This is a genomic window from Vibrio sp. R11-SG3-ISO9 (genome assembly GCF_059834255.1).
In genome coordinates, this window is record NZ_JCBDGU010000043.1 from 257,046 (window position 1) to 270,854 (window position 13,809).

Annotated in this window: 10 protein-coding genes; 5 read left to right on the forward strand and 5 right to left on the reverse strand. The window is 45.0% G+C overall.

Going from position 1 to position 13,809, the window contains the following annotated elements; all coding sequences use genetic code 11:
- Positions 1-310: 310 nt before the first annotated feature.
- Positions 311-1,165 carry a MurR/RpiR family transcriptional regulator gene (locus AC6R05_RS14755; RefSeq protein WP_032548710.1) on the forward strand — a complete coding sequence of 285 codons (855 nt, stop codon included), beginning with the start codon at positions 311-313 and terminating at the stop codon, positions 1,163-1,165.
- 69 nt (positions 1,166-1,234) lie between these two features.
- Here the strand turns inward: AC6R05_RS14755 and AC6R05_RS14760 are convergent, their stop codons facing one another.
- Positions 1,235-2,515, reverse strand: a complete 1,281-nt coding sequence (locus AC6R05_RS14760; RefSeq protein ID WP_500647832.1) for an iron-containing alcohol dehydrogenase — start codon at positions 2,513-2,515, stop codon at positions 1,235-1,237.
- A gap of 436 nt (positions 2,516-2,951) precedes the next feature.
- Here AC6R05_RS14760 and AC6R05_RS14765 point away from each other — a divergent pair, with 436 nt between their 5' ends.
- Both AC6R05_RS14765 and AC6R05_RS14770 read left to right on the forward strand, forming a co-directional pair.
- Entirely contained in the window at positions 2,952-3,215 is a 264-nt protein-coding gene (locus tag AC6R05_RS14765) for a GrxA family glutaredoxin (protein ID WP_032548707.1), read from the forward strand.
- A 234-nt stretch (positions 3,216-3,449) separates the two neighbouring features.
- Positions 3,450-5,132 carry an aspartate:alanine antiporter gene (locus AC6R05_RS14770; RefSeq protein ID WP_500647833.1) on the forward strand — a complete coding sequence of 561 codons (1,683 nt, stop codon included), beginning with the start codon at positions 3,450-3,452 and terminating at the stop codon, positions 5,130-5,132.
- 252 nt (positions 5,133-5,384) lie between these two features.
- On the opposite strand, the gene fabV is transcribed toward AC6R05_RS14770, so the two are convergent.
- From fabV to psrA, 3 genes are all read right to left on the reverse strand, one after another.
- Positions 5,385-6,587 carry an enoyl-ACP reductase FabV gene (gene fabV, locus AC6R05_RS14775; protein ID WP_032548703.1) on the reverse strand — a complete coding sequence of 401 codons (1,203 nt, stop codon included), beginning with the start codon at positions 6,585-6,587 and terminating at the stop codon, positions 5,385-5,387.
- A 209-nt stretch (positions 6,588-6,796) separates the two neighbouring features.
- Positions 6,797-9,079, reverse strand: a complete 2,283-nt coding sequence (locus tag AC6R05_RS14780) for an acyl-CoA dehydrogenase (protein ID WP_500647834.1) — start codon at positions 9,077-9,079, stop codon at positions 6,797-6,799.
- 57 nt (positions 9,080-9,136) lie between these two features.
- Positions 9,137-9,766, reverse strand: a complete 630-nt coding sequence (gene psrA / locus AC6R05_RS14785) for a TetR family transcriptional repressor PsrA (protein ID WP_032548700.1) — start codon at positions 9,764-9,766, stop codon at positions 9,137-9,139.
- Between the two features lie 661 nt (positions 9,767-10,427).
- On the opposite strand from psrA, the gene AC6R05_RS14790 reads away from it, so the two are divergent.
- Both AC6R05_RS14790 and AC6R05_RS14795 read left to right on the forward strand, forming a co-directional pair.
- The gene (locus AC6R05_RS14790; protein ID WP_500647835.1) at positions 10,428-11,735 is read left to right on the forward strand and encodes a TolC family outer membrane protein; all 1,308 of its coding nucleotides are present in this window, start codon (positions 10,428-10,430) and stop codon (positions 11,733-11,735) included.
- On the forward strand, positions 11,735-12,343 hold the full coding sequence (locus AC6R05_RS14795; protein ID WP_500647950.1) for an OmpA family protein: 609 nt from the start codon (positions 11,735-11,737) through the stop codon (positions 12,341-12,343). The genes AC6R05_RS14790 and AC6R05_RS14795 overlap by 1 nt, the downstream gene beginning before the upstream one ends.
- Positions 12,344-12,549: 206 nt before the next feature.
- On the opposite strand, the gene nhaA is transcribed toward AC6R05_RS14795, so the two are convergent.
- Positions 12,550-13,713, reverse strand: a complete 1,164-nt coding sequence (gene nhaA, locus AC6R05_RS14800) for a Na+/H+ antiporter NhaA (RefSeq protein WP_152468921.1) — start codon at positions 13,711-13,713, stop codon at positions 12,550-12,552.
- Positions 13,714-13,809: the final 96 nt, after the last annotated feature.

Genomic DNA, 13,809 nt, shown 5'->3' on the forward strand with positions numbered 1-13,809 from the left:
CATTTCCACGCCTATTTGCACTTTTTTTACTCAGATCCTCTTCCAGTTTTGTAGTTTTCTAAAATTTTGTTGAGGTTTGTCATATTCTGAAGCATTCATCCCGTGTTTTTGTATTAGTAAATAGTGTGTTAGGTTTATACTTATCCTATGGTGCTAGTTAAAAGTATATCTATTTGAAACGGCAGTACTAAAGAGCATTATCGTTGTGGCTTGTTTTTGCTTGATAACTCTTCACTGCTATTTGTTTCAGCCACTCCCCTGGTCAGCGGATATTAACTAGCAAGTTGTTCTCTATACCCTCGTGAACACTATGAATACATTAGAAAAAATACAAAAAAACCTGGAAAATTTCAGCAAGTCTGAGCGTAAAGTCGCCGAAGTCATTATGGCTTCCCCTCAAACTGCTATTCATTCTAGTATCGCTACATTGGCAAAAATGGCCGATGTGAGTGAGCCTACTGTTAATCGCTTCTGTCGTCGTTTAGATACGAAAGGCTTTCCTGACTTCAAATTGCACCTAGCGCAGAGCTTGGCAAACGGAACACCTTATGTGAACCGTAACGTTGAAGAAGATGATGGCCCAGATGCCTACACGCATAAGATTTTCGAATCAACAATGGCATGTCTAGATGTGGCTAAAAATAGCCTAGATTCAATGCAAGTTAACCGTGCGGTTGACCTGCTAACGCAAGCTAAGCGCATCTCTTTCTTTGGTTTGGGTGCGTCTTCGTCTGTTGCAAGAGATGCTCAAAACAAGTTCATCCGTTTCAATATCCCAATCACCTGTTTTGAAGACATCGTGATGCAACGTATGAGCTGCATTAACTGTAGCGACAACGACGTTATCGTTCTGATTTCACACACAGGCCGTACTAAGAGCCAAGTTGAAATTGCGAACCTAGCTCGTGAAAATGGCGCAACAGTTATCGCCATCACGGCTAAAGACTCTCCACTGGATAAGGCAAGCTCACTGTCTATTTCATTGGACGTGCCTGAGGACACTGACGTTTACATGCCAATGGCAAGTCGCGTAGTTCAAATGACAGTTATCGATGTTCTAGCGACAGGCTTCACGCTTCGTCGTGGCACTGGTTTCCGCGAAAACCTAAAACGCGTTAAAGAGTCACTGCGTGATTCACGCTACGAGAAATACTCTCAGTTCTAAACTGTCTTTAGACATATTAAAAAACGGAGCCTCATGGCTCCGTTTTTGTTTTATCAAACTTATTAGTTTTTATATCGTCCAGCTATTGCCCTTTTCGACGACGCTGTTTTCCGAGGCGTAAGAGTTAATAATCGTAAAGCTCGATTCCGTTCCGCTTTCACGGTAGCTCTTATGCTGTAGCTGTGAAGAATCACAACTGCAGTCGCGACAAACCTTCTCTAAGATGTGTACCAGTCGTGCCTTATTAAGTGGCAGGGGATTTCCCTTGATCGCTACCGACTTCATCGCATCCTCAGCAACATCTTCAAACGGTGTTTTACATACTCCGAAGTGAAGGAGGCTCGGTATTTCAAGCGTCTCGAGTAACTCTGAAAGCCAACTGACTGACTGCTCCTCAATTGCGTTCTCATCGCCTGTTACGATTGCAGCAATACGTTGATAGCGAGCTAAGATATCGTCGCGCCCCTGCTCTCTAGCGACCTCAATATTCTCTAGCATCACCAACGGCGCTAAACGACCAGTAATGATGCTGTGTGGAGCATGTATCTTTCCCCCCAATGCCGATGCCAAGCCATGTGCCGCTCCCAATTTAGCATTAGTAATTGCCATGCCACCTAGCATCGACGCAAACGCCAGATCAGCGCGAGCTTGAGGTTGGTCTTCTACACACGCATTCACCACTGACGCACTCAACTTTCTTAACCCTTCTTCACAAATCATATCAGTGAGTGGATTTGGATCGCCACAAACATAGGCTTCCATTAAGTGAGTAAAGGCATCCATTGCCCCGCGGCCAGACAGATACAAGCTAGTACCATAGGTAAGTGTTGGGTCGACAATAGCCACGTCTGCAAGCATATCCGGACTGCGTAAACTAATTTTGACCTGATCTTGTCCAGACTTTAGTACCGCATTTTTGGTGACTTCAGCCCCCGTACTTGCCGTGGTTGGGATCGCAATAAAAGGTAATGGCTTGGTCTTCAAGGGCACATTGCGTCCAACGACTTCTACATAGTCATACACATTGCCCTGATTGGGCAAAATCGCCGCCAACGCTTTCCCCATATCAATTGCACTGCCACCGCCCATGGCAATCACCATATCGGGCTTAAAGCGGCGTGCAGAAGTGGCGGCCTCCTCAACCATGGTTATATTCGGCTCACCCGACACGGCGATGTGCTGATAACGCATACTCTGTGCGTCGAGATATTCGGTAACAATCGCGGTTCTGTCTAGGTTACTCCCAGTCACCAGTAACACACTGTAGCCATACTGATTAAACTGAGACAGTGAAGACGGTAATGCTCCTTCACCAAAGATGATCTTTGTAGATGTCATAAATTGAAACATGGTGCCTCCTGCGCCTATGACCAAACAATACTACGAACTCTTTGTTGTTGTGGTTTGCTAAAACTTCTATGCGGTTATCTGTTTATTTGAATGCTATATGATTTATCTAACTACAAGATGCCCTTAACTGAATCGATTTTTTTTGACTCGGTGCAACTTGTCGCATTAAAAACGCCTCAAAGTCAGATTATTAGCGCTGATTCACATTCTGTACCCTATCTCCTTGCGTCTAGCGAGGGCATTAGAGGAAAGCGGAGGTGTGGGTGAATATTATTTAAGCTGATAGGTAAAACCTATCGCATTAACAGGCAATTCCATCTTTATTTCCCCATAGCATTGAGGCATAGTTGGTTTTAAGAATTTTGAGTCGTATCCCTTTAAGAATAGTTAACATATTTGGGTTAACGAGCCTCATCCCGTATTTAGGAGAAATGAAATGTTTGTAGTAATCTTTGGTCGCCCTGCTTGTCCATTCTGTGTTCGTGCTAAAGAGCACGCTGAGACTCTTAAAGCTAAGCGCGATGACTTCAACTACCGTTATGTTGACATTCACGCAGAAGGCATCAGCAAAGCTGACCTAGAGAAAACTGTAGGTAAGCCAGTTGAGACTGTTCCTCAAATCTTCGTAGACCAAGAGCACATCGGTGGCTGTGATGACTTCGAAGCATACGCAAAAGCAAACCTAGGTCTTTTCGATTAATCGAAAGCGTTGATTAAAATAGGTTAAGCCTGACGCAAAGCCTATCAAATCATTGAAGAAACCTTATTCTAAAGCTCACGTGATTCACGTGAGCTTTTTTAATACCTAGAACAAAAATGAATCACGTTAAAATCAAGTGAAATAGCAAATTAGCGCTTATAATTTATCTATAATTAGATACAATTCACATCTCTACACTATCTTATGTTTCACGCCTTATACTGAGCTACTGCTGTGAATATCGACGTTGTACTTTTGCTTGAGCAAAACCCTATTCTTCTCATCTTTGTCGTATTAGCGATTGGCCTTGCCATTGGTAAAATCCGCTTTGGAAATCTTCAACTAGGTAACTCTATTGGTGTCTTAATCACCTCATTAGTAATGGGTCACCTTGGCTTCTCATTCAACGCAGAAGCACTAACCATCGGCTTCATGCTGTTTATCTACTGTGTTGGTATTGAGGCTGGACCTAACTTCTTTGGTATCTTTTTCAGAGATGGCAAACACTACCTCATCTTGAGCTTAGTTGTACTCTCAACCGCTATCGCTCTCACCTACTTCTGTAGTGAATACTTGGATTTAGGGTTTGGTTTGTCTGCGGGTATGATGGCTGGTGCACTCACGGCAACGCCAATTCTTGTAGGCGCACAAGATGCCCTCAATTCTGGGCTCGCAGAAGTGCCACGCAACATGGACATAAGCCTAGTTATCGAAAACCTTTCGGTTGGCTATGCGATGGCATACTTAGTCGGCTTGATCAGCATGATCATGTTCGCGCGTTTAATTCCAAAGCTGCAAAAGGTCAACCTGCATGACTCTGCGGAGCAGATAGCACAAGAGCGTGGCTTAGGTGCGTCTGGTCAGCGTAAAGTTTACCTGCCAATCATTCGCGCATACCGCGTTGGACAAGAGCTTATTGACTGGACAGACGGCAAAAACCTGCGTGAGCTTGGTATCTACCGTCAAACGGGTTGTTATATTGAACGTATCCGTCGTAACGGCATTCTTGCCCATCCAGATGGTGACGCAATTCTGCAAGAAGGTGATGAGATCGCGCTAGTGGGCTTCCCAGATAGCCATGCTCGTCTTGATCCTAGCTTTAGAAACGGTAAAGAGGTATTCGACCGTAACCTTCTTGACCTTCGTATCGTAGAAGAAGAGATCGTCGTAAAAAGTGACAGTATCGCGGGTAAACGCCTTTCAGACCTCAACCTGTCTGAATATGGCTGTTTCTTGAACCGTGTAGTGCGTGCTCAAATCGAAATGCCGATGGATTTGAACATCGTATTAGCCAAGGGTGACGTTCTACAAGTCAGTGGTGAGAAGAGCCGTGTTCATGGCCTAGCTGAGAAAATCGGTTTCATCTCGATTCACAGCCAAATGGCAGACTTAATGGCTTTCTGTAGCTTCTTCATTCTGGGGATTCTGTTCGGTCTGATTACCATGACATTCGGCCAAGTTTCGTTTGGTTTGGGTAATGCGGTTGGCCTACTGCTTTCAGGCATTATGCTGGGCTTCTTACGAGCAAACCACCCTACCTTTGGTTATGTACCTCAGGGGGCTCTGAACATGGTCAAAGACCTAGGTTTAATGTTCTTCATGGTTGGTATTGGACTCAGCGCGGGTGGCAAGATATTTGAGCACTTAACTCAAGTCGGCCCTCAAGTAATAGGGATTGCGTTGATAGTAAGTGTGTTGCCGGTAATATTCGCGTACCTAGTCGGCGCTTACATTCTTAAAATGAACCGCGCATTGCTATTTGGTGCGATCATCGGTGCGAGAACCTGCGCACCCGCGATGGACATCGTAAACGACCACGCTCGCTCAACTATCCCTGCTCTGGGCTATGCCGGTACGTACGCGATAGCCAACATATTGATGACCCTAGCCGGCACTTTCATCATCATTATCAGCTAACAACTAGATTCGTTCGGAATTTTTCAATGCACTAATTCGCAAGAGTTAGTGCATTTTTTATGACCAGTTTTTAGCAGTTCAAGCCTCGCTCCTGCTCTCAACTCCTCTCGCATCCCGCCACTCGCATCCCGCATCTGCTTTTAATCTCTTCGCATCTCGAAACTCGTATCTCTCATCTGCTTTTTAATCTGCCCCTAGATCAAAAAAGGCGCTCAATGAGCGCCTTTTAGCATTTAGACCTAGCGAATTAGATTAGATGTCTGCTACATCAAACTCAACAGCTGGGTTAACGTCCGCATCGTAATCAACGCCTTCAACGCCGAAACCGAATAGTTTCAAGAACTCTTCTTTGTACTCTACGTAGTCAGTCAGTTCTTTTAGGTTCTCAGTCGTGATTTGTGGCCATAGGTTACGACAGTGTTCTTGGATGTCTTCACGAAGTTCCCAGTCATCTAGACGTAGACGGTTCTTCTCATCCACTTCTGCTGCGCTGCCGTCTTCTTTGTATAGACGTTGGCTGAACATGCGGAAGATTTGTTCCATACAACCTTCGTGTACGCCTTCTTCACGCATTTTCTTGAATACCATTGCGATGTACAGTGGCATTACTGGAATTGCAGAACTTGCTTGAGTCACTACAGACTTAAGAACAGCAACGTTCGCAGTACCGCCAGTTTGACCTAGTTTCTCGTTAAGAGCCGCTGCAGCACGGTCTAGATCCATCTTCGCTTTACCTAGCGCACCATCCCAGTAGATTGGCCACGTTAGCTCAGTACCGATGTAGCTGTACGCAACTGTCTTACAACCGTCAGCAAGAACACCAGCTTCAGAAAGAGCATTGATCCAAAGTTCCCAGTCTTCACCGCCCATTACGGTTACTGTGTCTTTGATCTCTTCTTCTGTTGCAGGCTCTACGCTTGCTTCAATGATCGTATCTTTGTTTGTATCAACTGCTGTTGAAGTGTAAGTCTCACCGATAGGCTTAAGAGAAGAACGAACAACTTCGCCAGTCTCAGGCATTTTACGTACTGGAGAAGCCAGCGAGTAAACCACCATGTCAACTTGACCTAGGTCTTCTTTAATTAGGTCGATTGTCTTTTGCTTAGCTTCATTAGAGAAAGCATCGCCATTTAGGCTTTTCGAGTATAGGCCTTCTTCTTTTGCTAGCTTGTCGAATGCTGCTGAGTTGTAGTAGCCAGCTGTGCCCGGCTTTTTCTCAGTACCAGCTTTTTCGAAGAAAACACCGATAGTTGAAGCGCCGCCACCAAATGCAGCTGCGATACGAGAAGACAAGCCATAGCCACTTGAAGAACCCACAACAAGTACACGTTTTGGTGCATTTGCAATTGGGCCTTGAGCTTTGGTGTAAGCGATTTGTTCTTTTACGTTAGCTTCACAACCAACTGGGTGTGTTGTAGTACAGATGAATCCGCGAATTCGAGGTTTGATGATCATATTCAACTTCCTTAAAAAATCCCTGTTAGGATAAAAGTTTCGTCTACAAATGGCATCTAATTTCTTCAAAAATGTGGCTAAAATGCAAGTGGTTGGAGCACTCGGGTTGTATTTGCAGACATTTGTTCAAAATTCTAGCAAAGTTCTGGTTGTGTGCCGTACAAATACAAAAAAGGCACCTCGAAAGGTGCCTTTTGATGATATTTCTATCAAGCAACGCTATTTAGCTTAGGTTTCAGCTCTTTTCGCGTCAAAGTTTCACTATAGTCGTGACTAAAGTGGTCAACTTGAATCGCAGCATAGCGCAGTTTGTCTGCTGCTAAGATTTGGTCAACTTCAGCTTGTGTTAACACTTCAGCAGCTAATGCTTCCTCTAGTCGGTCAGCCAACAGACCTTTGCGTGCTACCTTACCTTCTTTCACTGCTTTGAAGATCTTACGCTCTAGTGGTTTGATATCGTACATCGCAATGAATGCGTTCTCCATCAAACCAACGCTGTCATCTTCGTCTTGGCCAATGTAGCAAAGGTGCGTTAGGCGCTCACGGTGCGCTCCTGGAGTCATTAGACTTTCAGCAAGTTTCACTGTTAGCGTATCGCTTGGCTTCTCGAAGTGGTTACCCACTGGGAAGATTAGCCCTTTCAGAACCTTACCCACTACCTTGTTAGGGAAGTTACGGTACGCTTCCTGTAGTGACTTAGCTGTGTGGTGGAAACAGTGCTGTACTGCGTAGTGCAAGTAATCTAGGTCCGCTTGCTGACGACCTTCATCTTCATACTTCTTAAGCGCTGCAGATGCCATGTATAGGTAACTTAGACCATCACCTAGACGCGCAGAGATCAGCTCTTTACGTTTCAGTTCGCCACCAAGGGTTAGCATTGCAAAGTCAGCACTCACTGCAAGAGCACGACTTAGGCGAGTTAAGTCTTGGTAGTATGGTTTCGTTGGACCGCTCATATCCGCTTTGATGAACTTAGAGCCTGTTAGTGCAGCGCCGAAAGCACCAAACGTGTTCTTAGTTGCATGAGAGATGTGTTTGAACAGCAGATCATCAAACTCTTTCGCGCCTTGCTTCTCATCTGGGTTAGCCGCTGCTTCCATCTCACGCAGTACGTAAGGGTGACAACGCGTTGCACCTTGACCGAAGATCATCAGGTTACGTGTCAGGATATTTGCCCCTTCCACCGTAATCGCCACTGGAATACCTAGGTACGGTGCAGCCAGATAGTTCATCGGACCGTCTTGGATTGCACGACCAGAGTGGATATCCATTGAGTCGTTCAGAATGGTACGCGCCATTTCCGTCATGTGGTACTTGGCAATCGCGGTTACGATACCCGGTTTCTCTTTTAGGTCGAGAGACGTCGTGGTCAGTGTACGCGTTGCTTCAAGTAGATAAGTTAAGCCACCAATGCGACCTAAGCTTTCTGCGACACCTTCAAATTTACCAATCGACATACCAAACTGCTTACGAACGTATGCGTATGCACCGGTTGTACGCGCTGTTAGGTGGCCCATTGCCGTACCTAGAGCCGGTAGCGAGATACCACGGCCCGCAGACAGACATTCCACCAGCATACGCCAACCTTTACCTGCGTAGTCTGCACCACCGATTAGCCATTCCATTGGGATAAACACATCGTGACCACGTGTAGGACCGTTCATGAACGCAAGACCAAGTGGGTCATGACGCTCACCAATCACTACACCTTCGTGATCAGCTGGGATAAGAGCACACGTAATGCCGATATCTTCTTTGTCGCCTAGAAGCTTTTCTGGATCGTGCAGTTTGAATGCAAGACCAAGTACGGTAGCAACCGGCGCTAGCGTGATATAACGCTTGTTCCAGTTAAGACGAATACCTAACGTCTCTTTGCCTTCGTGCATGCCCATGCACACAGTACCCACATCTGGGATACCGCCAGCATCAGAACCGGCTTCAGGGCCTGTTAGAGCGAAGCATGGGATATCTGTACCGTCAGCTAGACGAGGTAGCCAGTAATCTTTTTGCTCTTGAGTACCATAGTGAGATAGTAGCTCACCCGGGCCAAGAGAGTTTGGAACCATTACCGATACAGCCGCACTGATACTGCGAGTAGCGATCTTGGTTACGATTGTTGAGTTCGCAAGCGACGAGAAGTTTCGACCACCATACTCTTTCGAGATGATCAGTGAGAAGAAACGCTCTTTTCGTAAGAAATCCCACACTTCTTTTGGAAGGTCACGGTCTTCTTTAACGATCTTGTGGTCATCAAGCATCTCTAGAAGAGTTTCAAGCTCGTTGTCCATGAACGACTTCTCTTCTGCTGTCAGCTCCGGTTTTGGATATTGATGCAGTTTTTGGAAGTCTGGCTTACCAGAAAAAAGCTCTCCATCCCACCAAACACTACCGGCTTCCATCGCTTCTTTCTCAGTGCTAGAAAGCGGCGGCAGGACTTTTTTGAAGAGTTTAAAGGCTGGGTCGCTTACCCATTTTTGTCTTAGAGAGCTCATAGTTCAGATCCTTTTGTTCACTATTTTTTTGGTGTGAATTTATGCTTCTTATTGTTCTTACTCTTTAGCTGACATGCCTGCCGCTAAATAAGGAATCAAGATATCGACGACAGCTTTCGCATCAACCTCTCTTCCATAATCATTTTCTGATATTTCCATCAGTGCTTGGCTAGACGCCATGGTGAATACACATGTCCCGAGGGTAAAGTGCAGTCGCCAAAATAACTGTTCTTGAGTGAGGTCTGGATTGGCCTTCATTACCGAGCTGGTAAATAGCCCCAAAACGTCACTGTAACGTGTAGTAATGAACCAACGCAGGTGACCTTGCACATCGGTATAGCCACGTCCAATTAACAACATGAAGCGGCTTGTGCCGTCTGGTCTCACATCGTTAAGCGAGCGTAGTGGCGATCTCAAAGATTCAAACACGTCACTCATCGTATACGTTTCGTTCAAATTAAGGTTCACTAGTGCATCTTGAAGTGCAGGCATGAACGCTTCTAAGTAACGATTGATTACTGCTCGAACCAAGGTCTTTTTATCGCCGAAGTGGTAATTTACCGAAGCTAGGTTCACATTTGCTTTACTTGTTATGGTACGTAACGAAGTGTCGTTAAAGCCATGCTCAGCAAACAATCCCTCTGCTACATCCAGTATCTTCTCTTTGGTCGAACTTCTTGGTGCCATTTCAATCACTCGTATTAAACAACTGTTTGAAATATACCCATAGAACATTTATTTAACAAGTAAGCAACATCACATTTTCACCCATTGGTCGTACCAGTTTCAAAAATAGTTTGGTAACACCCTGAATTGCCTGTGTTTTAGAAAAACAGAAAAAAAGAACAAATTTTCTTGGAACTGATTGGAAGTTGGCGGGTCATAAAAAGGGTAACAGGAAGCGCATTTTTAAGTCTTTCTGGCCGTCAGACTTGTTTCACTCTCTTGTTACTCACTGCAATTTCCTTATTAACTCCTATACTTGTATCCGCCCAAACCGAGTTGGTTTGGGCTTTTTTTTGCCCATAGTTAGTGAGTTTTGGCTGTTTAACCTCATTCCTCGCCTATCGTTACTCCTTTTAAAAGTCCCTCTCAAATTCACAAAGCAAGCTATTGAGATAATTAACAATAAGAAATTGGAAATTTGTATCTATCAACAGCGTGCACTGCACCTTTTACATAAGTAGGGCTAAGTTCGCTGTACAGTATCCGCATTAACGTTAATTTTTTTGTCTAAACTTCTCATTTTCCAAGCAAATGTCCTAAGCTTCGAATACAAGGTCAGTTTTTTCTCACCACCTGAACTTGTCATCATAAAGAGACAGTCAAAAGTAGAAGGAGAACTACTTTGAAATTGTTCAAATTATCTTTGTTGAGTTGCGTCATTGTTGCAACTCCTCTTGGGGCACAAACGCTAGAACAAGCAGTCGCTATAACGCTTGCTACAAATCCAGAGTTGAAAAGCATCTTTAATGAGTTTTCGAGTGTTCGAAGTCAAAATGATGCAGCGGGAGGTGCGTATCTTCCGAGTATCGATCTAGATGCAGGTATCGGGTATGAAGGGATAAATCCAGCCCCCAACAACGGCCCTGATACTGATCTAACTCGAAAAGAAGCAACCGTTTCGTTAACTCAACTGATTTGGGATGGCTCTGCCACGCTCTACAACATAGACCGTACTGCTGCTGAAGCAGAATCGGTTCGCTTACAGCTGCTCGCAGATGCAGAAGACAAGGCGTTGGAAGTTACGCAAGTCTATCTCGACGCAGTAAAAGCAACGGAAGTCTTAGCGCTATCGGAAAGTAACCTCTCGGTTCACAAGAAGATATACAAAGACATCAAACGAAGAGCTGAGTCTGGTATTGGTTCGACGGCGGATGTGTCGCAAGTAGAAGCTCGTATTGCGAAAGCTCACGGTAACCTACTGGCGGCGCAGAACAACCTGATTGATACACACACTCAATTTAGAAGGATCGTTGGTCAAGAACCTCTAGGGTTGGTATACCCTCGAGCTGATGTATCTAAGATCCCTCTCTCACTCTCTGATGCCCTAGTGTTTGCTTATGATCACCATCCAGTGATTCAGATTTCGGGTGCCGACGTCGATGCCGCCCACTTTCAATACAAGCAATCTAAAGGGGTTAACTACCCGACCTTCTCTATAGAAGCTTCCCAAACGTGGAGAGATGACGCTGGCGGCGATGAAGGTTCAAGCCAGGAAACCCTTGCCATGCTACGTATGAGATACAACTTGTACAACGGTGGTAGCGACTCTGCTGAAAGTGAAAGTGCAGCCTACCAGTTGAACAAAGCCAAAGATCTGCGTGATACCGCTTATCGTCAAGTGGAAGAAGGGCTTCGTTTGTCATGGAGTGCTTTAGATTTAACACTCCAACAAAAGAACTTTCTATCCGATCACGTAGACTCTGCAGCGGAAACCGTTATTGCTTATCAAAAGCAGTACCGAATTGGACAACGAACTTTACTTGATGTGCTCAATACAGAAAACGAGCTGTTTGAAGCTCGTAAAGACTACTTAGACGCACACTACGCTGAACAATACGCTAAATACCGTGTATTGAACGCAACGGGAACCCTGCTCGATGCTATGTTGGTTGATGTTCCAGAAGAGTGGACAAGAGGAATGGAGTATTAATTATGAAATCTTTGTATCTCATTTTACCCGCTTGTCTAATTTGCCAGCCATTAATGGCGTATGAAGAAGAGCCTTACGGTGAAACGCCTGTGGCAGTGCAGATTGCCGACCTTAAAGACGACGATCTAGATGGTGTAATTAACGCCCGAGACGATTGCCCTTCTACCCCTAGAGGCGCGCTAGTTGATAACGAAGGCTGCGGCGAAAAAATACGTGCGCAAGAAGTTAAGCAATTACGAATCCTTTTTGCCAATAACTCCTATGAGATTAACCCTGTATTCTCTGACCAGATTCGCCAGATGGCACTCTTCTTAGAGACTTATCAATCGGCTTCTATTGAAGTTCAAGGCTATGCGAGCAAAGTTGGCTCCGCTGAACACAACCTTGCACTATCGAAAGAGAGAGCGCATGCGGTTGAAGACAGGCTGATAGCCAATGGGGTTGAGCCTGAGCGAGTACGCATTGTCGGTTACGGTGACACCAAACCAGAAAGTGCCGGTGATGATGCAACGTCTCATGCGTTAAATCGACGCGTAACAGCAACGGTTGTAGGTTTAAATGAAGAGATTGTTGAAGAGTGGACTATCTTCACTACACTAGAAAAATAGATTCTTTATAACACACTCAATGTTTGCCAAAACAAATCCAAGCAACGCGGATGATTAGGAACAAGGCTTAGTTGAGAATAGGCTTAAACAATAAAGCCGTGATGAACACTCATCACGGCTTTTTCGTTTCTTTGTCATTATGTTTTTAAAAGTGTTGGTGGCTACTGTCCTAACCAGCCAACCCTTTCAAACATGTTTTGTAATGCTTACAGCTTAACTTCTTGATGCTTTGTCTTAGGTAACGAGACACTCAATAGTACATAACCTAGAACTGCCGCTGTCGTTGAACCCATCAAGATACCTAATCGAGCCAGCGTATCAAAATCTGCGTTCGTTGGGCCAAATGCCAACGAAGATATGAAGATAGACATCGTAAAGCCGATACCACATAGCACAGACACCGCGAAGATGTTCATGAAGTTCACACCCTCTGGAAGCTTAGCTACACCTGTTTTCACAGCGCCCCAGCTGAATAGGAAGATACCCAGTGGCTTACCAATCAATAGACCTAAAGCGATACCAAGCGGTAGCATACCTGTCAGGTTTGAAATTGAGATGCCTTCCAGTGAAATACCTGCGTTTGCAAATGCGAAGATTGGCAAGATTGCAAAAGCTACGTATGGGTGCAGAGCATGCTCTAGGTGTTTCAGCGGAGAATGTTCTCCTTTGTTGCCTTTAAGTGGAATCGCAAAACCGATAACCACACCAGCAAGTGTTGCGTGAACACCAGACTTCAATACTGCAAACCACAGAATTGCACCAACAATCAAATAAGCACTCAGTTTAGTCACATGCTTGTTGTTTAGCATGAACAGCACACCTGTTGCGATGAAGCCAACTGTTAGCGCTAGTGTCGATAGGTCACCTGAGTAGAACAGTGCAATGATAACAACAACACCTAGGTCATCGATGATTGCTAGAGCCAACAGGAACACCTTCAGGCTTACCGGTACACGGTTACCAAGAAGTGCCATGATACCCAATGCGAATGCGATATCTGTAGCTGCTGGGATAGCCCAACCTTGAAGCGCTTCAGGGTTGCTTGAGTTGAATAGCACATAAATTAGTGCAGGAGCTAGCATACCACCTACCGCAGCGATAGCTGGGAAGATTGCTGTCTCTTTAGATTTTAATGCGCCTTCTAAAAGCTCACGCTTTACTTCAAGGCCGATGAGTAGGAAGAAGACTGCCATTAGGCCGTCGTTGATCCAGTGAGACACGGACATACCAAATACGTATGTGTGTAGCATACCCTGATACATTTCGTTCAGAGGTGAGTTCGCTACGAACATTGCAACTGCCGCAGCAATTACCAAAATGATGCCGCCAGCAGATTCCATTTTAAAGAAGTCACGGATGACGTCGTTCATGATTTCGCCCTTATATTTATTATTTAAATAAACGAATAACAAAGAATAGACACGAGTGTATAGCCAACTTTCGACGATACATAATCACTTCTTTGG

What these genes read in the sequence shown, in the direction of transcription:
- AC6R05_RS14755 (WP_032548710.1), top strand. Translation starts at nt 311, where the DNA reads ATGAATACATTAGAAAAAATACAAAAAAACCTGGAAAATTTCAGCAAG.
- AC6R05_RS14760 (WP_500647832.1), bottom strand. Translation starts at nt 2,515, where the DNA reads ATGTTTCAATTTATGACATCTACAAAGATCATCTTTGGTGAAGGAGCA.
- AC6R05_RS14765 (WP_032548707.1), top strand. Translation starts at nt 2,952, where the DNA reads ATGTTTGTAGTAATCTTTGGTCGCCCTGCTTGTCCATTCTGTGTTCGT.
- fabV (WP_032548703.1), bottom strand. Translation starts at nt 6,587, where the DNA reads ATGATCATCAAACCTCGAATTCGCGGATTCATCTGTACTACAACACAC.
- AC6R05_RS14780 (WP_500647834.1), bottom strand. Translation starts at nt 9,079, where the DNA reads ATGAGCTCTCTAAGACAAAAATGGGTAAGCGACCCAGCCTTTAAACTC.
- psrA (WP_032548700.1), bottom strand. Translation starts at nt 9,766, where the DNA reads ATGGCACCAAGAAGTTCGACCAAAGAGAAGATACTGGATGTAGCAGAG.
- nhaA (WP_152468921.1), bottom strand. Translation starts at nt 13,713, where the DNA reads ATGAACGACGTCATCCGTGACTTCTTTAAAATGGAATCTGCTGGCGGC.